The 18,213-nt window shown below is 57.6% G+C and carries 18 protein-coding genes and 1 tRNA gene; 4 read left to right on the forward strand and 15 right to left on the reverse strand.

The features are described 5' to 3' along the window. Nucleotides 1-28: 28 nt before the first annotated feature. The 15 genes from LHW45_03975 to radA form a co-directional block, all read right to left on the reverse strand. Entirely contained in the window at nucleotides 29-1,807 is a 1,779-nt protein-coding gene (locus LHW45_03975) for an ABC-F family ATP-binding cassette domain-containing protein (GenBank protein ID MCB5284734.1), read from the reverse strand. A gap of 12 nt (nucleotides 1,808-1,819) precedes the next feature. Next, a tRNA-Arg gene (locus LHW45_03980) sits at nucleotides 1,820-1,896 on the reverse strand. A gap of 41 nt (nucleotides 1,897-1,937) precedes the next feature. Further along, nucleotides 1,938-3,365 carry an FAD-dependent thymidylate synthase gene (thyX, locus tag LHW45_03985; GenBank protein ID MCB5284735.1) on the reverse strand — a complete coding sequence of 476 codons (1,428 nt, stop codon included), beginning with the start codon at nucleotides 3,363-3,365 and terminating at the stop codon, nucleotides 1,938-1,940. 5 nt (nucleotides 3,366-3,370) lie between these two features. Beyond that, a complete protein-coding gene (deoC, locus tag LHW45_03990) occupies nucleotides 3,371-4,144 on the reverse strand; it encodes a deoxyribose-phosphate aldolase (protein MCB5284736.1) in 774 nt (257 codons plus the stop codon). Continuing rightward, nucleotides 4,141-5,184, reverse strand: coding sequence for a 23S rRNA (adenine(2503)-C(2))-methyltransferase RlmN (gene rlmN, locus LHW45_03995; GenBank protein ID MCB5284737.1), 1,044 nt, complete (start codon nucleotides 5,182-5,184; stop codon nucleotides 4,141-4,143). Before rlmN ends, deoC begins: the two co-directional genes overlap by 4 nt. Further along, on the reverse strand, nucleotides 5,178-6,047 hold the full coding sequence (locus LHW45_04000) for a Tpl protein (GenBank protein ID MCB5284738.1): 870 nt from the start codon (nucleotides 6,045-6,047) through the stop codon (nucleotides 5,178-5,180). The genes rlmN and LHW45_04000 overlap by 7 nt, the downstream gene beginning before the upstream one ends. Continuing rightward, the gene (locus tag LHW45_04005) at nucleotides 6,040-7,248 is read right to left on the reverse strand and encodes a hypothetical protein (GenBank protein MCB5284739.1); all 1,209 of its coding nucleotides are present in this window, start codon (nucleotides 7,246-7,248) and stop codon (nucleotides 6,040-6,042) included. Before LHW45_04005 ends, LHW45_04000 begins: the two co-directional genes overlap by 8 nt. A 21-nt stretch (nucleotides 7,249-7,269) precedes the next feature. Continuing rightward, nucleotides 7,270-9,327: a PBP1A family penicillin-binding protein gene (locus tag LHW45_04010; protein ID MCB5284740.1), complete on the reverse strand. Its 2,058-nt coding sequence runs from the start codon at nucleotides 9,325-9,327 to the stop codon at nucleotides 7,270-7,272. Next, a complete protein-coding gene (locus LHW45_04015; protein ID MCB5284741.1) occupies nucleotides 9,311-9,859 on the reverse strand; it encodes a Gx transporter family protein in 549 nt (182 codons plus the stop codon). The genes LHW45_04010 and LHW45_04015 overlap by 17 nt, the downstream gene beginning before the upstream one ends. A 9-nt stretch (nucleotides 9,860-9,868) precedes the next feature. Further along, complete coding sequence (locus LHW45_04020; protein MCB5284742.1) at nucleotides 9,869-10,594, reverse strand: ATP-binding cassette domain-containing protein; 726 nt, start codon at nucleotides 10,592-10,594, stop codon at nucleotides 9,869-9,871. Then, nucleotides 10,581-10,985: a VanZ family protein gene (locus LHW45_04025; protein ID MCB5284743.1), complete on the reverse strand. Its 405-nt coding sequence runs from the start codon at nucleotides 10,983-10,985 to the stop codon at nucleotides 10,581-10,583. Before LHW45_04025 ends, LHW45_04020 begins: the two co-directional genes overlap by 14 nt. Nucleotides 10,986-10,988: 3 nt before the next feature. After that, nucleotides 10,989-12,266 carry a hemolysin family protein gene (locus tag LHW45_04030; protein MCB5284744.1) on the reverse strand — a complete coding sequence of 426 codons (1,278 nt, stop codon included), beginning with the start codon at nucleotides 12,264-12,266 and terminating at the stop codon, nucleotides 10,989-10,991. Next, nucleotides 12,259-12,720 carry an rRNA maturation RNase YbeY gene (gene ybeY / locus LHW45_04035; GenBank protein MCB5284745.1) on the reverse strand — a complete coding sequence of 154 codons (462 nt, stop codon included), beginning with the start codon at nucleotides 12,718-12,720 and terminating at the stop codon, nucleotides 12,259-12,261. Before ybeY ends, LHW45_04030 begins: the two co-directional genes overlap by 8 nt. Then, the gene (locus LHW45_04040; protein ID MCB5284746.1) at nucleotides 12,717-14,831 is read right to left on the reverse strand and encodes an HDIG domain-containing protein; all 2,115 of its coding nucleotides are present in this window, start codon (nucleotides 14,829-14,831) and stop codon (nucleotides 12,717-12,719) included. Before LHW45_04040 ends, ybeY begins: the two co-directional genes overlap by 4 nt. Before the next feature lie 93 nt (nucleotides 14,832-14,924). Then, on the reverse strand, nucleotides 14,925-16,289 hold the full coding sequence (gene radA / locus LHW45_04045) for a DNA repair protein RadA (protein ID MCB5284747.1): 1,365 nt from the start codon (nucleotides 16,287-16,289) through the stop codon (nucleotides 14,925-14,927). On the opposite strand from radA, the gene LHW45_04050 reads away from it, so the two are divergent. From LHW45_04050 to LHW45_04065, 4 genes are read left to right on the forward strand one after another with little or no spacing between them, the layout of a single operon-like run. Beyond that, complete coding sequence (locus LHW45_04050; GenBank protein MCB5284748.1) at nucleotides 16,255-16,686, forward strand: glutathione S-transferase N-terminal domain-containing protein; 432 nt, start codon at nucleotides 16,255-16,257, stop codon at nucleotides 16,684-16,686. The genes radA and LHW45_04050 overlap by 35 nt on opposite strands. A gap of 14 nt (nucleotides 16,687-16,700) precedes the next feature. Beyond that, nucleotides 16,701-17,156 carry a MarR family transcriptional regulator gene (locus LHW45_04055; protein ID MCB5284749.1) on the forward strand — a complete coding sequence of 152 codons (456 nt, stop codon included), beginning with the start codon at nucleotides 16,701-16,703 and terminating at the stop codon, nucleotides 17,154-17,156. Continuing rightward, on the forward strand, nucleotides 17,156-17,587 hold the full coding sequence (locus LHW45_04060; protein ID MCB5284750.1) for an OsmC family protein: 432 nt from the start codon (nucleotides 17,156-17,158) through the stop codon (nucleotides 17,585-17,587). The genes LHW45_04055 and LHW45_04060 overlap by 1 nt, the downstream gene beginning before the upstream one ends. After that, complete coding sequence (locus LHW45_04065) at nucleotides 17,584-18,105, forward strand: thioredoxin family protein (GenBank protein MCB5284751.1); 522 nt, start codon at nucleotides 17,584-17,586, stop codon at nucleotides 18,103-18,105. Before LHW45_04060 ends, LHW45_04065 begins: the two co-directional genes overlap by 4 nt. Nucleotides 18,106-18,213: the final 108 nt, after the last annotated feature.

Consider the following 18,213-nt stretch of genomic DNA (forward strand, 5'->3'; position numbering starts at 1 on the left):
CGTCTGCCGCTCCGATCCGGCGCGGGGTTTAGCTTCCGGCTTTGTCGTCGAGTTCCAGCCAGCGCTGGAGCTTGTCCTGATGGAGGGCGTGGAGGCTTTGCAGATCGGCGCTGATGCGGGCGTAATCGAGGTGGGAGAGCTGTTCGCCGGGTGAATTGAGGGTGTCCTCGAGTTCCGCCACGCGTGCTTCGAGGCTGTCGATCTCCCGGGTAAGGAGGTCGAACTCGCGCTGTTCGTTGTAGGAAAGGCCTTTCCGGGCGCGTTTGGGACGCAGGAGCAGAGCTGGGGCAGCCTGTTCAGCGGCTTCCTCGCGCTGGAATTTCTTCACCAGCAAATAATCGGAGTAGTTGCCGGGGAATTTGCGGATGGAAGTGCCTTCGAAGATGAAGAGGTAATCCACGCAGCGGTCGAGGAAAAAGCGGTCGTGAGAAACCACGAGGAGGCAGCCGGCAAAGGCGTCCAGATAGTCCTCGAGGATCTCCAGGGTGCGGATGTCGAGGTCGTTGGTGGGTTCGTCCAGGATGATGAAATTCGCGCCGAACATGAGGGATTTGAGCAGGTAGAGGCGCTTGAGCTCACCGCCGGAGAGGGAGGAGAGTTTCTGCTGCTGCATTTTGGCGTCGAAGAGAAAGCGCTTCAGCATTTCGGCGGCGGTCACCTTGCTGCCGTCGCGGGTCTTGATCACCTCGGCGTATTGGGCGATGTAGTCGTAAACGCTGAGGAGGGGATCGAAGCTTTCGTCCTCCTGCCGGTAGTAGGAAAAATGGGTGTTCACGCCCACTTTGACGCTGCCGAGGTCGGGCTCCACCTCGCCGGTGATGACCTTGAGCAAAGTGGTTTTGCCGCAGCCGTTGGGTCCCAGGACGCCGATCCGCTCGCGGGGCTGGAAATTGTGGTCGATATCGGTGAACAGCTCCTGGGAACCGTAACTTTTACTGAGTTTATGCAGCTCCAGGATGGTCTTGCCGAGGCGGTCCGTCTGAAAGGAGATATCGAGCTCGGCGTTGGAGATGAGGTAGCTCTTGGAAAGGAGTTCGCGCACGCGGTCAACGTGGTTTTTGGGCTTGGTGGCGCGCGCTTTGGCGCCGCGGTTCAGCCAGTCGAGCTCTTTTTTGAGCTGGGCCTGGCGGCGGGTTTCCTTGCGCTGGGCCCCGGTGGCGCGGATGAGGTGGCCGCGCACGTAGGCGGAATAATTGCCCTCGTGGATGTGGCAGCGGCCGTGGGCGATCTCCAGAACCCGGGTGCAGACGGCATCCAGGAAATAGCGGTCGTGGGTTACGAAGATGACGGTCTTTTTGGTTTCGGCCAGCAGGTCCTGCAGCCATTCGATGGCTTCGAGGTCCAGGTGGTTGGTGGGTTCGTCGAGCACGAGGATGTCCGGTTCGGCCACCAGAACGCGGGCGAGGTCGGCCTTGCGGCGCTGTCCTCCGGAGAGGAGGGCGAGGGGTTTGGCAAAATCCGTGAGACCGAGTACGGTGAGCATGGCCTTGTAGCGGTGTTCCTCGTCGCTTTCGGCGGCAAAGGGGACGGGTGGCTGGATGTAGTCCAAAACGCTCATATCCGCGGTTTGCGGAGCTTCCTGAGGCAGATATCCGAGCTTGAGGCCGCTGCGGATGACGAGGCTGCCTTCCGTGGGATCGATCTGGGAAGCGAGCACTTTGAGCAGGGTGGATTTGCCGCAGCCGTTCACGCCCACCAGGCCGATCTTGTCGCCGGAATGGATGCCGAGGTCGAGCCCGGAAAAGATCACCTTGCTGCCTATCTGCTTGGCCAGGTTGGCAAGGGTGATGACAACTTCGGAGGCCACGATCAGAAAACCTGGCGTCCCTGAGGCGATTCGAACGCCTGACCTTCACCTTCGGAGGGTGCCACTCTATCCAGCTGAGCTACAGGGACGCGGAAACTTGTTAACATCGATTTTGAAAGGGGCAAATCTGTCAATCGTTTTGGAAAGCGCGATCCGCCTTACAGGCGTCGAATTCGCTTTTCCCGCATAGGAATGCCGTGGCCTGGGGAGCCACGCCGCGAAGCTGTTCGGCAATGGCGTGGGCCAGGATGTTGATCTCCCACTGGGCGTGTTCGTCGCAGCGGAGGCGGATGAGGTGGTAGAGCTCGCGGAGGTTCATTTTCACCAGCACCTTCACGCGATCGGCGTTGAGGCGCGCGTAGCAGGCAAGCTCGTCCGAGATCGAGGCCAGAGCTTTCTTCAGGTCCATAACCCGGGGCAACAGATCATGCCATTGGGAGGAGCGGCCTGCCTCCCCGATCACCTCGGGCAGCACCCAGAGACGCGAACTGGGATGTTTCTGCCTGATCACGGATCCCACCCGGTGGCGTTTGAACTGGGCCCAGCAGCTTTCCGTCAGGCTGAGCTCAAAAGAGAAATCCACCAGTTCAAAGGCGCGGGGCATCTTTGTCCAAGGGCGGATATCCGCGAAGACCTGGTCCCACATGTCCTGTTTCACCTTGGCAGCAAAGCCGGACGTGGCGTCGAGGCATTGCTGCCAACTGCCCTGAGTTTGTTCATACAGCAGCGCCGCGAGGATCGTGTCATCGGCGTTCGGGGTATGTGTCAGCAGGCGCACGAGCTCCTCATCCTGAAAATCGTCGCGGGGAATTTTGGGGTTGAGGGCGCGGAAACTTCCCGTGAAAGGTTCCGCCTCCACGTGGCGGACCAAGGAGGGGCATACTTCTCTGGCCGGCTTCAGCAAAGCGGCGTGCAGTTCCCGGGCTTCCCTGAGCGGACTGGCGATCAGGCGCCGGAGCAGGTTTTCCAGGCTGCGGGCGTTGAGGGTCATCCCCAGCTGGGTGGTGGTGGCCAGAGGCAGGATGTAGCGGGCGTCTTCCTTGGCCATGCCGTCCCGGGCCTGAGCGGCAAGCTCCGGAAAATCCGAGGCGTACAAGCTCTTCAGGGCTTTGTAACTGGCCTGGTATTCGGCGAACAGCGCGTCCATAACGCTGATGTATTCACGCCTAAGAGCGGAATGGGCCGGAAGTTCAAGCTCAGCCGGGATCACGTAGTCCCTGGCAAAGGTAACATAGCGCTGGGATTTTTCGGTGAAAGAGGCGAAGCGCAGGGTTTCCAGGCTTTCGGTGAGGAGACGGGAAACTCCGATCACATCGAAGTTGAAGACGGCGTGTTCGGCCACGGAGGCGTGGCCCAGGTCAAAGACGATGGCCTGGTTCGATTTTCTCGCCTGGGCGACATCCGCCAGCGCCTCCGCGCGCAGTTCGGAAACGGATTTGGCGCTGCGGCTGATGCGGGCGTAAGCGGCTGAGATCACCTCCGGAGTGGCGGAAGCCTGGTCCAGAGAGCGGATCAGAGAGCTGTCGATATTGTAGCCGGCGAGGGTGACTTTCAGCATATCGCTCAAAGCAGGGCGGTGACGCTGCTGGCGCCGATGCGGTTGGCGCCGGATGCGATCATGGCCAAAGCTTGTTCGTGGGTGCGGATCCCGCCGGAGGCCTTCACGCCGATCTTGGGGCCCACCGTCTGCCTCATCAGGCTTACGTTGGCCACTGTGGCCCCGGCAGGGCCGAAACCGGTGGAGGTCTTCACGAATTCCGCGCCGGCTTTCTTGGCGTAGAGCGAGCAGGCGATGATCTCCTCTTCCGATAGGAAACAGGTTTCCAGGATCACCTTGAGCAGCACCCTGTTGCTGCGGCAGAGTTCCGCGATGTTGCGGATGAGTTCAAAGGAATGCAGGATGTGGCCGCTTTTCACGGCACTGAGGTTCTGCACCATGTCCAGTTCCTCGATGCCGGTGTTGATCACGGCCAGGGCCTCCGCGGCCACAGCGTAGGTATAGCCGGCGCCGAGGGGGAAATTGATCACGGTGCAGGACTTGACGGCGGCGGAAAGGCGCAGTTGCAGGGGATGGGAAAAGTGGGAATTAACGCAGACGGAGGCGCATTTATGGTCGTTGGCGAGGTCGCAGAGGGCGTTCACCTCGGCCTGGGTGGCGTCGGCGCGGAGGAGGGTGGCGTCGATGATGGAGGCGATCCCGGCGGCGGGGTCGTAAAGCTGGTCCGGCTTGGCGGCACGGCAGACGGCGCAGCCCAGGCAGATGGCGTGGGCGCCGCCGCATTTGCAGGGAGGATTGTCTCCAAAGAGACGCCGGGCGATGCTTTCGATCTGGTTCATGAGGAAACTCCTGTGGGTTTGTTGATGGCCCCCGCGACCAACTGGCCGCAGGCCCCGCTGATATCCGCGCCTTTGCTGCGGCGGAGCATCACAGCCTGGGGCAGGTCGCGCGCGTGGCCCATGAAAGCCTCGATCTCGGCTTCCGTGGGGGCCCGGAACGGCAGGGAGGGCACGGGGTTGTAAGGAATGAAATTGAGCTTGCAGGAAAGGTCGCCGCAGAACTTGCGCAGGGCTTTGAGGTCCGGGGCGGCCATGTTCACATCCGGAATGATGATGTATTCCAGGGTGATCCGGAAGGGGCTGTGCTGCTGATAGTAGAGCAGGGCTTTTTTCAGCACCGGCAGGGGAAACTTGTGGTTCACCGGCATCAGTTGGCCGCGTACCTCATCCCGGGCGGAATTGAGCGACACCGCCAGCTTCACCTTGAGGCCGGATTCGGCCAGACGCTGGATGCCGGGCACGATCCCGCAGGTGGATACGGTAACGCGGCGCGGGCTGAAGGCCAGGGCGCGGGCGTGCTGGATCAGTGAGACGGCGTCCAAAACGTTGTCCAGATTGTCCAGCGGCTCGCCCATGCCCATGAAGACAAGGTTGGTGAGGGCGGGATCGGCCTCAGAGGCTGCCAAAAGGATCTGCTGCACGATCTCGTGACCGCCCAGGTCTCGCTTCCTGCCCATCCGGCCCGTGGCGCAGAAAGCGCAGGCACGGGCGCAGCCCACCTGGGTGGAAACGCAGAGGGTCTGTTTCCTGGCCTGGGGCATCAGCACCATCTCGATCTGGGCGCCATCAGCCAAAACCAGCCGATATTTGGCGCTGCCATCCGCGGAGAGTTTTTTTTGGGCGACAAAGGGCATGGCAAGATCGAAAGCGCCAGTGAGGGCGGCGCGGAAATCCGGGGCCAGATCGGTCATCAGGGTGGGATCGAAGACGTATTTGCGGTAAACCCAGTTCAGCAGCTGGCGCACCCGGTAAGCCGGGAAAGCGGCGCTGAAAAAGCTCTCCAGCTCTTCCGGCCGGATCCCGTAGAGGCTGCTCAGCATGGCTCGATGTCCGGCACGGAGATGACTTTGAGTTTTTGGAAGCTCTCCAGATCCACCTCGGTGAGGCTTTGATCTTCGTCTGAAAGGTGGATCCGCTGGTTCAGGACATCGGTCTTGAACACGTACATCCGCTTGCCTTTGAGCTCCACGCAGGTGCCGGGGATGGGATAGCCGCGGGATTCCTCCACGTAGAAATCCTCCTCGAAATTGAGGCAGCAGAGCAAACGCCCGCAGGGACCGGAGATCTTGGCCAGGTTGCCGGCCAGGTTCTGGTCCTTGGCCATCTTGATGGTGACCTGGTTAAAGCGTTTCAGAAAATTCCCGCAGCAGTACTGGAGTCCGCACATGCCATATCCGCCCAGGCGCTTGGCCTCGTCGCGCCCCGTGGTTTGATGCAGTTCGATGCGGGTGCGGAAAACGTTGGCCAGTTCACGCACGAAGACCCGGAAATCGATCCTGCCCTCGGCAGTGAAGAAAAAGGTGAGTTTGTTGCCATCGAACTGATAGATGGTCTCGATCAGCTTCATTTCGAAGGAATAGCGGGAGAGGATGTCGGCGTAGGTTTGGGCGGCTTTTTCCTCTTCCAGGGGCAGGCTGCGGAGCTTTTCTAGGTCGAGTTCGGTGGCGACGCGCCTGATCCTGTAAACCCGGCCGGTTTGTGGCAGTTGGGCGCCGATCTCGTCTCCGGACACGCTGAGGTGGGTAACCTGGGCGATGTCCTCACCGCGCTCCACTTCCACAATGATGAGGTCTTCCGGAGCGATGGGCAGATTTTGGGTGTTTTGGTAATAACCCAAACGGCCGGTCCGGAATTCCACTTCCATGTATTCCTGGATGGGCACTTCAAGGTTGCGCTCAGACACCGGACCTCCCGTGCAAAACGCGGAACACTTCAGTTTCGGCGGGGCTGAACTCCAGATCGCGGCGTGCTTTCACCAGGGTGGCGGTGGCGCAGAAACGATCGAAGCGATAGCTTTCAAGTTCAGAAGCCTGGCCCCAGGAAAAGTCCGGGATGAAGCCCGAGATCAGGTGCGGACCCCAGAGGTTGGAGCCAACGCCGATCACGCAGCCAGTGTTGATGCTGGTGTTGATGCCCAGTTTGGCGTGATCGCCAATGAGAGCGCCCAGGAACATGGAGCCGGAATCGACCCGGGAACCGCTGAGATAGGAGTAAAAACCCACGCTGCCGTAGGTGTTCTTGAGGTCGCTGTTGTTGGTGTCAGCACCGAGGTTGACCCATTCTCCGATGAAGCTGTGGCCCAGAAAACCGTCGTGCTGCTTGTTCGAATAGGCCTGGAAGATGCTGCCCTCCACTTCTCCGCCGACCTTGCAGACAGGGCCGATGGAAGTGCCGCCGTAAACCTTGGCACCCACGCGGACCAGGGATCGTTTACCTATGTAGGCCGGGCCTGTGATCACGGCGTTGGCCAGCACCCGCGCGCCCTGATCGAGTACGATCGGCCCGTCGGAGGCGTCCAGCACCACACCCGGTTTCAGATCCACGTTCTCACCTATCCAGATGCTGTAGGGATTCAGGGCGGTGACGCCCAGTTCGGTTTCAAAGTAGTTGTCGTTATCGTAGAAAAGGTGCTCAAAATCGAAGCGCAGCAGGCGATCGTTGTCGTGAATGATGTCGCTGAGGTTGTGGTAGAGCTCCAGATCGGAGGGCAGCAGCGTGTAGCCTTGGCCGGCAAGACCGTCCAGGGTGGGCAGGGCCGGTGTCTCTTTCAGGGTGCGCAGGGCCAGGATGACCTCCCCCTGGTGAAGACAGTGGCCCGCAGGCAGATTTTTCACGGCTTCGATCGAGGCCTGATCCACCCGCAGGCGCGAATTCACCAGCAGGGTATGGGCCGGGGCGGGTTGGTTCACGCGCCACTCGGGTTTACGCTCCCGGTATAGCTCTGTCAGCAGGGGATCCGTCCAGACGGCGGTATCGTCGGAGTCTTCCAAAAACTGCTGCAGCCTCTGCCGCAGCTTGAGAATGCCGCAGCGCAGGTCGCCCACGCTCCGGTTTTCGGCCAGGGGAAAGAAAGCCGCCCGGTGCTGGTCGTCAAAAACTAACATGGTTCACACTCCTCACGGGGTTCAAAGTTCCTGCTCAAACTGGTCCTGGAAATTGTAGCTGGGCGCGAAATTGTAGGACAGCGAATCGCGCGACACCACCGGTTCATAGCCTTCGATGAAGACTTCCGAGATGCCGCCGCCCCTCACTACGAAACCGGTGTAGGGATTGATGTTCAGATGCACGATCCGGGGCGGTTCCACAAAGGTGTAGCGGGAATCGTTGGCACTGGGGGTGCGGCCGTTGTTGTCGATCTGGATGGCCTTGGTCATGATCGGCCCCCAAATGCTGGCCGCGAGGGCGGAACCCGATTTCAGGTTGCGGTTGTCGAATCCCGTCCAGATGCCCAGAGTGTAGGCCTTGTTGAAGCCGATGAACCAGGAATCGTTGTTTTGATTGCTGGTTCCTGTCTTGCCCGCATTATCCCAGTAATAGCCGTTCCGCGAGGAAGCCCCGGTGCCGGATTTGGCAACAGTTTGCAGCATGCTGGTCATCAGATAGGCCACCTGAGGCGAACAAACGTTGTATTTCTGCGAGTTGATCCGCTCGATCAGCTTGCCGTTCATGTCCTCGATCTTGGTCACGAAGACGGGTGCCGCGCGCTTGCCGTCGTTGGGAAAGGCCGTGTAGGCGGCGATCAGGTTCAGCGGGGTTACTTCATAGGCCCCGAGAGCCGCGGTGAGATCTTTGGGATCGGCTTTGAGGCCAAACCGGCGAAAGGCGTCCCGCACCGCGGGCAGTCCGATATCCTCGGCGCACCGCACCGCCCAGGTGTTGTAAGACCACTGCAGAGCCACGCGCATACGCGTGTTTCCGTGGTAGGAGCCGCCGGAGTTTTTGGGAGACCAGTTGCCGATGGTGATCGGGGCGTCGGGCAGGATCTTGGCAGGATGGTAGCCCTTTTCCACCGCGATGGTGTAATAAATGGGTTTGATGGATGATCCCGGCTGCCTCCTGGCCTGGGTCATGCGGTTGAATTTGCTGTGCTCGAAACTGCGTCCGCCGATCAGCACGCGGACGTATCCGGTCTTGTTCTCGATCAGGGCCAATCCGCCCTGGATGTATTTGGTGTCGATATCCTGGGCGTCTTTGGGGACCGATGAATAGCGGTTGGGAAAACCGCCGCTGTTTTCCACCCGTCTCAGGTAGGCGTTGAACAGGGAATCCGCGGCCGAAGACATCTCCGAATCCAGGGTGGTGTAGATCTTCAGCCCGCCCTCGAAGAGGCGTTCGGTGCCATATTTGTTTTCCAGATAGGAGCGCACCTGCTCGATGAAATAGTCCGAGGCGAACCGGGCGTAGCTGCCTCCCCGCTGGGAATTGACAGGAGAGGCAAGGGCTTCCTGGTATTGTTCCTCCGTGATCTTGCGGGTTTTGAGCATGCGCCCCAAAACGAGGTCACGCCTGCTTTTAGCCCGCTCGGGATGCTTGAAGGGATCATAATAATTGGGGCGCTGGATCATGCCCACGATCAGGGCTGATTCCGGCAAGTTGAGATCGCGGGCGTGTTTGTTGAAATAATAGAGGGAGGCCGTCTCCACGCCGTGATTTTGGGAGCCCCAAAAGATCTTGTTCAGATATATCTCCAGGATCTCGTCCTTGGAGAAAGTGGCCTCGATCTTCAGGGACAGCACGATCTCGCGCATCTTGCGGGCGATGGTTTTATCCAAAGTGAGAAACATGTTGCGGGCCATCTGCTGGGTGATGGTGCTGGCGCCTTCCGAGAAATCACCCGTTCTGATGTCGGTCATCAGAGCCCGCACCATGCGAATGGGGTCCACGCCCAGGTGATAATAGAAGCGTTTGTCTTCCGTGGCGATCAGAGCGTCGATCAGATGGGGAGGAAGTTCCTTGAGGGAAACCAGCTTCCGCTTCTCGAAGGCGAACAGGTAGATCATCCGGCCGCTGCGGTCGTAAACCTCGCTGCCGGTGCGCAGGGTGTAATTCTTCAGCTCCACCGTGGGCGGCAGATCGTCCTGATAATACCACAGGGCGCCGATGAACACGCCGATCAAGACGCACGCGGCGATGCCTCCGATCAGGAGGATGCTGCGCCATTTCTGTTTATTCTCTTTCTTCATGATATCCATTCTTATGTTTTGCGAATCTTTCTTTTACCCTTAGCAGGACCCAAGCTGTGAGGATTCCGCTGAGCAAGCCTAAAAACAGCAGCAATGGTGTCAACACAAAAACTTGCGTGCCCGGCAAAACCACCGTTTGAACCAGCACGAGTTGCACAATGTTGTGCGCCACCGCCCCGCTGACACTCACCCCGTACTCCGTGAAGCCAAGGTTCGCGGCAAGGGCGGCCCACATGGCGAAAATGGCCGCGAGGCCTCCGCAGAGAGAGAGCAAGGTGGCCGGAGACAACAGGGTGAAGGTGACGGCTCCCGCGACCAGAGATTTGGTGATGGCCACCACGAACGCCTGCAGGGGTTTTCTTTCGAACAGCAGATGCATCACCACGATATTGGAAAGGCCCAGCCGGAGAAAAGGCAGCGGCAGCAAGCGCATGATCAGGTTTTCAAACACATGGATGCTGCAGGCTGTGGCTGTGAGAAAAGCCAGCATCAGCAAGGGATTGGGCTTGACGGTCCGCAGGGTTGAACTCACGGCAGCATCTCACTCACCGATCCGCAGGAATTGCCTGATCAGGGGATCCCCGGTTTGCCACAATTGGGCCAGTGGCCCGTAATGGAGCACCCGGCCTTCGTCCAGAAACAGCACCTGGTCGCCGATGGCCTCCAGATCGCGGGTATCGTGGGTGATGGTGATCGTGGTGGCCCGACCGGAGGAGATGATCCGGGTGATGTAATAGATGATCTCAGCCGCCGTGATCGGGTCCAGGCCCGAAACCGGCTCGTCGAAGATTATGTAGCGCGGATCGTAAACCAGGGCCCTGGCGATGCCCACGCGCTTGCGCATGCCACCGCTGAGTTCGGCGGGATGTTTGTCCATGATGTCTTCCAGGCCAACCACGGCCAGGCTTTGGGCCACCTTTTCCCTGATGGCGTCGTGTTCCAGTTCACCTCTTTCGTAGAGGGGCAGGGCTACGTTCTGGAACACAGTGTAAGAATCCAGCAGCGCCGAATTTTGAAAAACCATGGCAAAATCCTGGCGAACATTGAAGCTGAGGTGGCTGGCAGCATCGAAAACATCCCCACCGTCAACCCTCACGGTTCCACCGTCTGGATGGAAAAGGCCCATCAGGGTCTTGATCAGCACAGTTTTCCCCGAGCCGCTGCGCCCAACAATGATCAGGTTTTGGCCGTCTTCCAGCCTGAAACCAACATCTTGCAAGAGGACCTGGCCGCCAAGGCTCAGACAGAGGTTATCAACTTCGATCACGGAAGATCCAGTATGCCCCGAACGCCAGGACCAAACCCGCGGCGTTGGCGGCAAAATCCCAAACCGAGACCGACCTTTGGGGGATGAGATGCTGATGCCATTCATCCAGACCAGCTGACACCAGCAGCGCCAGGTAGATCCACCCGAGGTTCTGGGAACCCCACTCCACCCGGATGACCGCCCGGTTGGTGAGCAATCCCAAGACCAGGTAAACGCCGATATGGGCGAGTTTATCCAGACTGAGGAGCTTGGGCGCGGGCAGGCTTTTACCCGGTAAAGAAGAGACCAGCCAAATCAGCGCCAGCCAGATCAGTGGCGGCCAAACAGTTCTTGCGAAGAGGTTTTTCCCCCTCGAGCCGTTCAGGCCCGGGGCGTTTTGGTGGTCAGGCATGCGTCACTCGTTTTCTGCTTCCAGCAGAGTGATCTCCACCTGTTTTATGCTTCTTCCGTCACTCTCCAGGATCCTGAACATCAGGGCGTTGTCCAGCACGTGGGTCTCCCCTGCCGCGGGCACGTGATTGAACTGGGACAGCAGGTATTCCGCCACGTTGTCGTACGCGTCGGTATCTATGGAGGAGTTGAATTCCTGGTTGAACTGGCGGATGTTGAACACACCTCTCACCCGGCAGGTTTTGGCATCGATCCGAACCAGTTCGGGCGATTCGTCCCGATCGTATTCGTCATGGATCTCGCCCACGATCTCTTCCAAAATGTCCTCGAGGGATATGATGCCCGAGGTTCCGCCGTATTCATCCACCACCACGGCCATCTGCATCTTTCTGGTTTTGAACTGGTTGAGCAGGGTCTGGACTTTCATGTTTTCGGTAACGAACCAGGCGGGCCGCATCAGTTCGCTGAGATTGGTTTTTTCCGGAAACAGCAGCAGGTCCTTCACATAGATCACGCCCACGATGTCATCGATCGTTTCGCGATACACCGGGATGCGGGAGTGGCCGCTGGAGATGATCAGATCACGCAGATTATCCAGGCTCTGTTTCACCTCGATCGCCTTGACCCTCACCCGGGGCACATAGATCTCGGTGAGCTTGGCTTCCCTGAAGCGGAACAGGCCGACCAGCATCTGCTTTTCGTTTTCGTCGAGGCTGTGTTTCGAATGCTCGGATTGGATCAGATTGTGAAACTCCTCCGCCGTGAGCCTGGACATCATGTTTTTATCGGAACTCTGCCGGCTGGAGATCAGGAGGCTGAATTTATCTATCAGCCAAACGGGCAGATAGAGGATGTAACTGATGATCTGCAAAGGCAGGCTAACAACCCGGGCATAATTGTTCGCTGTGGCCAAAGCCACCAGTTTCGGAATGATCTCGCCGAAGGTGACGATCAGCAGAGTGGAGACGATCACCTGCACCGTTACCGAAAGGGAGGTGTCAAAGCCCCGTTCTTGGGCGATCTTCAGGGCGAGAAGGGTGGTCAGGGACGTAAACCCCATGTTCACGAAAGTGTTACCCAGCAGGATCGTGATCAAAAGCTGCCGGGGCCTTCTCAACATGCCCAGGATCCTTTTCGCGCTCGCGTGTTTGCTGTTTTCCAGCTTCTTCAGATAAATGCGGGGCAAAGAGAAAAAGGCGGTCTCGGATCCCGAGAAATAGGCTGAGAGCAGCAAGAGAATGAATATGACCGGAATCAAAGGTAATATACTACCGTCATCCACTTTGGTGTGTACCTTCCATTTTGCTAATGTAGTATGCTTCTTTTACTTTCATCTGTTTAAAGTCTCCCGCGCGAATGTGGTCATAGCCAAATCCGTGCAGCAGGCCATGGATAAATATCTCCATCAGTTCTTTGTTTATGCTTTTGGGACCCTTTTGCCGCTGGAGTTGTTTTATGTCAATCAGAATATCGCAGATCACGGTCCCGAGCTCCAATGAAACCTCGCCGGGAAGGCCTTCCGCGCCGTTGAAGCAGAGCACGTCGGTCACCGCGTCATCACCCCGGTAAAGCAGGTTGTACCGGCGGATCTGTTCGTCAGTGCAGATCAGCACCCCGATCTCGCATTCACCCTTGGGCAATTCCTCGGCGCAGACCAGTTCTGCCGCGGCCCGCAGGGGTTCCGGATCCACCTGGATCCCGGTCTCGTTCTCAAAGGTGAAGGTCAGACAGCTCAAGATGGCTTTGCTTCCGGGTAATCCAGGCGTTTGCGGAAAACGCTTTCCAGCACGGGACACATGGCTTTCCGGGCCAGGGCCAGATCTTTGAGGGTGATGGGCGCTTCGTCGAACTGGCCCTCCCGGATCAGGCGCTGAATGGTGTCGTCAACCAGTTTGGCTATCTCAGCGTCGGTGGCGGCACTTTTGGATTTGCTGGTGGATTCCACCACGTCCGCCAGCATCACCAGGGCCGCTTCCTTACTTTGGGGCAGGGGCCCCGGATAGCGAAAGGCGTCCAAATCCGCAACCTCTCCCTGGCGCTGGGCAGCCTCCAGAAAATAGCGAATGTAGCTGGTGCCGTGATGCTGCCAGATGATGTCGACCACAGCTTTGGGGATGCGGTGTTTTTCGGCCAGCACCGCCCCTTCTTTCACGTGATCGCGAATAATGTCCGCGCTCTCTTCCGGCGTGAATTTGGAGTAGAATTCCGCCGACTCTTCATTGTTCTCGGTGAAGATCTCCGGATTGACCGATTTGCCGATGTCGTGGAAATAGCTGCCCACCCTGGCCAGGGAGGAATTGGCACCGATGGCCGCGGCGGCACGTTCGGCCAGGTTGCCCACCATCAGGCTGTGGTGATAAGTGCCCACGGCGTTGGTGGCCAGCCTTTTCAACAGGGGATGGTTGAACTCCTGCAGTTCCAGCAGCACTTGTTTGGTGGCGCGGTTCCATTTGTGCTCAAAAAAGTTTACCAAGGCCAGACAGCCCAAAACGGAGATGGTGGTGGAAACCAGCGAATACCCGGAGATCCGGAACAGGCTTTGCGTTTTTTCCACCAGGTTGTCACCTGTGTAAGAGATCAGGGATAGCGCGCTGTTGATCAAGTTCACGGCCAGATAGAGGAACAGCCAGATCTTGATGAACTTGTGCCGGGACTGGAATCTATGGATCAGGGCCAGGGTTATCAGGGTGGATAACAGCAGCAAGGCCATGCCGGAAGCGTCCCAGTTAATGAATGGACCCAGCAGAAGAACGGCACTGGCAGTGTAAAAGTAGCCCAAAGTGTAACCCAACAGGATGGCTGCTGGAAGGATCACCAAGGCAAACGGCACCAGGCTGGCCTGCAGCCCCAGAACATCGTTTGTGAGCAAAGCGGCCAGTATGATCGCCAAAAAACCGGCGTTGAGCACCGCCGCGCCGGCAAGGCCGTGCTCTTCCCGCAGTGGTGACAGCCAATAATGCAGGTTGAAAGTGAAAACGACGATCAAAATGAAGAGCAGCAGCCCCATGAAGCCCAGCCACTGCAGCAGCGTGGATTTCCTTTCCCCCCGGGCCTGATATTCGCGGGCCAGGGAGTTCATCTTGTTGATGTCTTCCTGATTCAGCCTCTGATTGAGGCGGATGATCACCTCGTTCTGCCGGACCATGCCGCTTACCCGGTCGATGGAATCCAGCAGCTGTTTTTGCAGCTCCGCGTAACTATCAGCGTCCACCACCAGATTTGCCAGGATCAGTTTCCCGGCATTATTGTCCACCAGCATCGCCAGGGAGGGCTCCAGTTTCTGCAGAATGAGGCGCTTGGCCTCGGCCAGTTCAAAATATCGGGTCAGACTGCGTTGCTGCGTGCCGCCGTCTGTTTTCACCCGGATGCTGTCTCCGCTGATGCCCGCATAGATGCCGGCCCGGTACAACTGCTCCAGCGCTTCCTTGATCCTGGCATGGGAAGCGGCTATGCGCTGTTTGTCGCCTGTGAGCAGCAAGCCGGGATTGTCCAGCTGGAACCCCTGCTGCCTGCCACTGAGTGCCACTGCCCCGGGATCGGAGCTGTCGGCGGCTTCGTAGATGAGGTCAAACAGCCGGTCCAGGCTGCTGTAGGCCTCAAACTCCACATCCGGACTAAGCAGATACGGTTTTCCCGCCTGGGCCAGTTTGGCGGAATACTCTTCCTGAACCTGGTCCTCGGTCTTGAATACCGGAAAGTCGAAAGGCGCCAGGATGTCGTATTCGGCGATCTGGCCTTCGGAAAACTGAAACTCAGGATAGTCCTGCCTGCTGGCTTTGGTGAGCTGATACAGCCCCACCACGCTCAGAGTGATGATAACTGTCAGCAAAATGAACTTTGAACTCATGGGTTTAGCTTTCTTTCCCCGGTATTTCTGTCAAGGGGCTTCGCTGAAAGCGGGGCGATTTTTCAGACTCGCGGTAACTGCCTGGCTCCGCAATCATTTGTCCAGCGCTCCATACAGCTCTTTGACATCACGGACCCGGAACATCTTCCCCTTTTGCCTCAGCTTCGCGTGAGCCGACACAAACACCTTCTCGTAGCCCAATTTGACTGCTTCGTTGACCCGGGAGTCGAGTTGGGACACCGGCCGCACTTCGCCGTTCAGGCCAACTTCCCCGATGAACACCGATTTTTCCGGCAAGGGCTTGTCCTTGAGGCTGGAAATTATCGCTGCCAAAATGGCCAGATCAAGACCGGGATCGGAGGAGCGGATGCCCCCCGCGAGATTGATGAAGACGTCGCTGGAGCGCAGATACAGGGCCAGGTTTTTTTCCAGGATGGCCAGCAGGATGGCCAGCTTCTTCTGTTCCAGCCCCACCACCACCCTCTGGGGCGTGCCATAGTTGGAGGCGGTCGCCAGGGATTGCACTTCCACGATGAATGACCGCGAACCCTCCATCACGCAACCGATGGCGGTACCGTTGTGCTCTCCGTCGTTGGAGAGAAAGATGTGATTGGGATTGGGCACTTCCACCAAGCCCAGATTGGTCATCTCAAAGATGCCGATCTCGTTGGTGGAGCCAAAGCGGTTCTTCACAGCCCGCAGGATCTTGTACTGGCCGCGCAGTTCGCCTTCGAAATAGAGCACCGTGTCCACCATGTGCTCGATGATCTTGGGCCCGGCCACAAAGCCTTCCTTGGTCACGTGGCCCACCATGAACACGGGCATCCGCAGGGTTTTGGCGCTACGCAGAATGCGGTTGCTGGTTTCGCGCAGCTGGGTGATGCTTCCCGGCAACGAATCCAGGCTGGGCAAGCTCACCGATTGGATGGAATCCACGATCAGGATGTCCGGCTGGCTTTCCTCTGCCGCCTTGAGCATCAGCTCCGCGTCGTTGGTGCACAGCAGCCAGATGTTCTCGCTGCCCACGTTCAGCCGGGTGCTGCGCAGATGGATCTGCTCAGCGCTTTCCTCGCCCGAAACGTAGAGCACTTTCCTGCCCTGGTTTCCCATCCATTGCGAAAGCTGGAGCATGAGGGTCGATTTGCCGATGCCCGGCTCGCCGCCGATCAAAACCAACATTCCGCTCACGATGCCGCCTCCGATCACCAGATCGAATTCCCGCACTCCCGTGGCGGCGCGGGCATCCCCGGTATATTTAAGGTCCCGGATCCGCTCCGGTTTGGGCAACTGCAGGTCGGAAACACCACCCTTGCTGGCTTTCCCGGTTACCCTGGTACTCTCCTTGAGGGTTCCCCAGCTTCCGCAGGAAGGACATTTCCCGCTCCACTTGGTGGTTTCGAAGCCGCAATCCGCGCAAAAAAAGATGGTCGCCATTTTTTTCTCCTTGCTTTGTGGCATTTTTTCCACAACCCAAAATATGGCAAGTTTTTTTTCCAATCTGCGTTTGGGCATCCAGGCCACCTTTTCAGTTCACCCGAAACCATCGCAGGCCGGAAAATTTTTCTTGCTTAATCTAATAGTCTCATTATTATTGTATTCAGAGGTTCAGAACAGTATGAAGGCTAAGATCATCGTTTTTGGAACACCAACTTGTTCTTGGTGCAGAAAAGTGAAAGATTACCTTTCCTCACATGGTTTTACCTATAAATACATCGATGTTTCAAAGAACGAACAGGCTCTGCGGGACATGCAGCGTAAAACTGGTCAGCTGGGTGTGCCTCAACTCTGGATAAACAATACCGCGGTGGTCGGTTTTGACAAGGACAAGATAAACCGTCTGCTGCAAATACAATAACTAAGGAGAATGCCATGAAAGTCAACGCTGAACATTTTCACGGAATGATCACCCGACTTCAGGTGGTTCTGAGCGAGATCGACTATGCTCAGAAAGCGTGTCTGCAGGCTGGAAAAATGGAATGCCAGCTGCTCAATCATCTCTTCGCGGTGAAGGAACCGGTCAACATGAACGAGCTGGCCAAGGTCCTCAACGTTTCCCACAGCCGCATCACCAGGATCATGGACAACCTGGTAAGCAAAATGCTCGTGATGCGCAAACCCTCGGAAAAGGATCGCCGCTGCTGGTTCGCCATCATCACCGAAAAAGGCAAGAAGTTGGCTGAAAACAGCCGCCAGACGGTTGTTGACCATCAAAAGAAGATCATCACCCAGATCCCCGAGAAAGACGTGGATGAGGTTTACAAAGCCCTTAAAACCTATGTAGAAAAGTACGAGGAAGTGCTGAAAGCTACCACAGTGGACATTTGATGAGCAGCAAAACAACCCTCACCTGGACCGGCGGCATGGCCTTTGACGCCGAAGCCAACGGCCACCACCTGACCTTGGATGCCGATGCCGAATGGGGCGGAAAGGATCTCGGTCCGCGCCCCAAACCCTTGTTACTGATCGCCCTGAGCGGTTGCTCGGGCATGGATGTGGTTTCCCTGCTGCAAAAAATGCGCGTGGAAAACTACAAGTTCCGCGTTGACGTGGAGGCCGACTCCACCACAGAACAACCCATCACCTACCACACCATCAGGGCTGATTTTCGCTTTTGGGGTGAAAACCTCCCCCCCGAAAAAGTCCTCAAAGCCGTCAGGCTTTCAGTGGAACGTTATTGCGGAGTGCATGCCATGCTCTCAAAAGCGGCCAACATCATGGTTCGAACTTTCATCAACGACGAAGAGGTAACATCGTGAATAAACTCATCATAATGCTGCTGTTAAGCATGGTCCTGATAGTAGGTTGCCAGGCCGAAGATACTGAAATGAAGCCTGCCGAAGCTGAAGTACAAATGCCTGAAAGCGCTGAAATTACCTATGAACCTGGCACGTGGATCTCGGACTACCAGCTCGCCCTGAGCCTGTCTGAAGAACTCGGCCGTCCCGTTCTGATCAATTTCACCGGCTCCGACTGGTGCCAATGGTGCTTCAGACTTAGGGATGAGGTTTTTTCGCAGCAGGAATTCCTTGATTATGCCGGGTCAAACCTGATCCTGCTGACCATCGACTTCCCCAGCAAGAAAAAACTTCCTCCCGCGGAAGCCCAGGCCAATCAGGCCCTGGCTGAACAATTCGGCATCCAGGGCTTCCCCACCATCCTGTTGATCAACTCCCAGGAAGATGTCATTGCCCAGACGGGTTACCAGCAAGGCGGAGCGGGAGCCTACGTTCAGCATTTGCAGGATCTTCTGCCTGCAAACCAAAGCGACGAATAGCAGTCCAGCCTGTCACCGCGTTGTCCATCGCGGTTAAATGAATTGCGTGGATCCAGCCTTGGATCCACGCGATTTTTATCAGGTGGCAATGATCCCGATGAATGCCGG

Source organism: Candidatus Cloacimonadota bacterium (assembly GCA_020532085.1).
In the GTDB taxonomy this organism is placed as follows: Bacteria; Cloacimonadota; Cloacimonadia; order Cloacimonadales; family Cloacimonadaceae; genus Syntrophosphaera.

Coding starts and splice junctions, on each gene's coding strand:
- deoC (MCB5284736.1), bottom strand. CDS start 4,144: ATGAACCAGATCGAAAGCATCGCCCGGCGTCTCTTTGGAGACAATCCT.
- LHW45_04010 (MCB5284740.1), bottom strand. CDS start 9,327: ATGAAGAAAGAGAATAAACAGAAATGGCGCAGCATCCTCCTGATCGGA.
- thyX (MCB5284735.1), bottom strand. CDS start 3,365: ATGCTGAAAGTCACCCTCGCCGGCTACAATATCGACAGCTCTCTGATC.
- LHW45_04060 (MCB5284750.1), top strand. CDS start 17,156: ATGAGCAGCAAAACAACCCTCACCTGGACCGGCGGCATGGCCTTTGAC.
- rlmN (MCB5284737.1), bottom strand. CDS start 5,184: ATGCTGAGCAGCCTCTACGGGATCCGGCCGGAAGAGCTGGAGAGCTTT.
- LHW45_04050 (MCB5284748.1), top strand. CDS start 16,255: ATGGTCGCCATTTTTTTCTCCTTGCTTTGTGGCATTTTTTCCACAACC.
- LHW45_04040 (MCB5284746.1), bottom strand. CDS start 14,831: ATGAGTTCAAAGTTCATTTTGCTGACAGTTATCATCACTCTGAGCGTG.
- LHW45_04025 (MCB5284743.1), bottom strand. CDS start 10,985: ATGCCTGACCACCAAAACGCCCCGGGCCTGAACGGCTCGAGGGGGAAA.
- radA (MCB5284747.1), bottom strand. CDS start 16,289: ATGCCACAAAGCAAGGAGAAAAAAATGGCGACCATCTTTTTTTGCGCG.
- LHW45_04055 (MCB5284749.1), top strand. CDS start 16,701: ATGAAAGTCAACGCTGAACATTTTCACGGAATGATCACCCGACTTCAG.
- LHW45_04005 (MCB5284739.1), bottom strand. CDS start 7,248: ATGTTAGTTTTTGACGACCAGCACCGGGCGGCTTTCTTTCCCCTGGCC.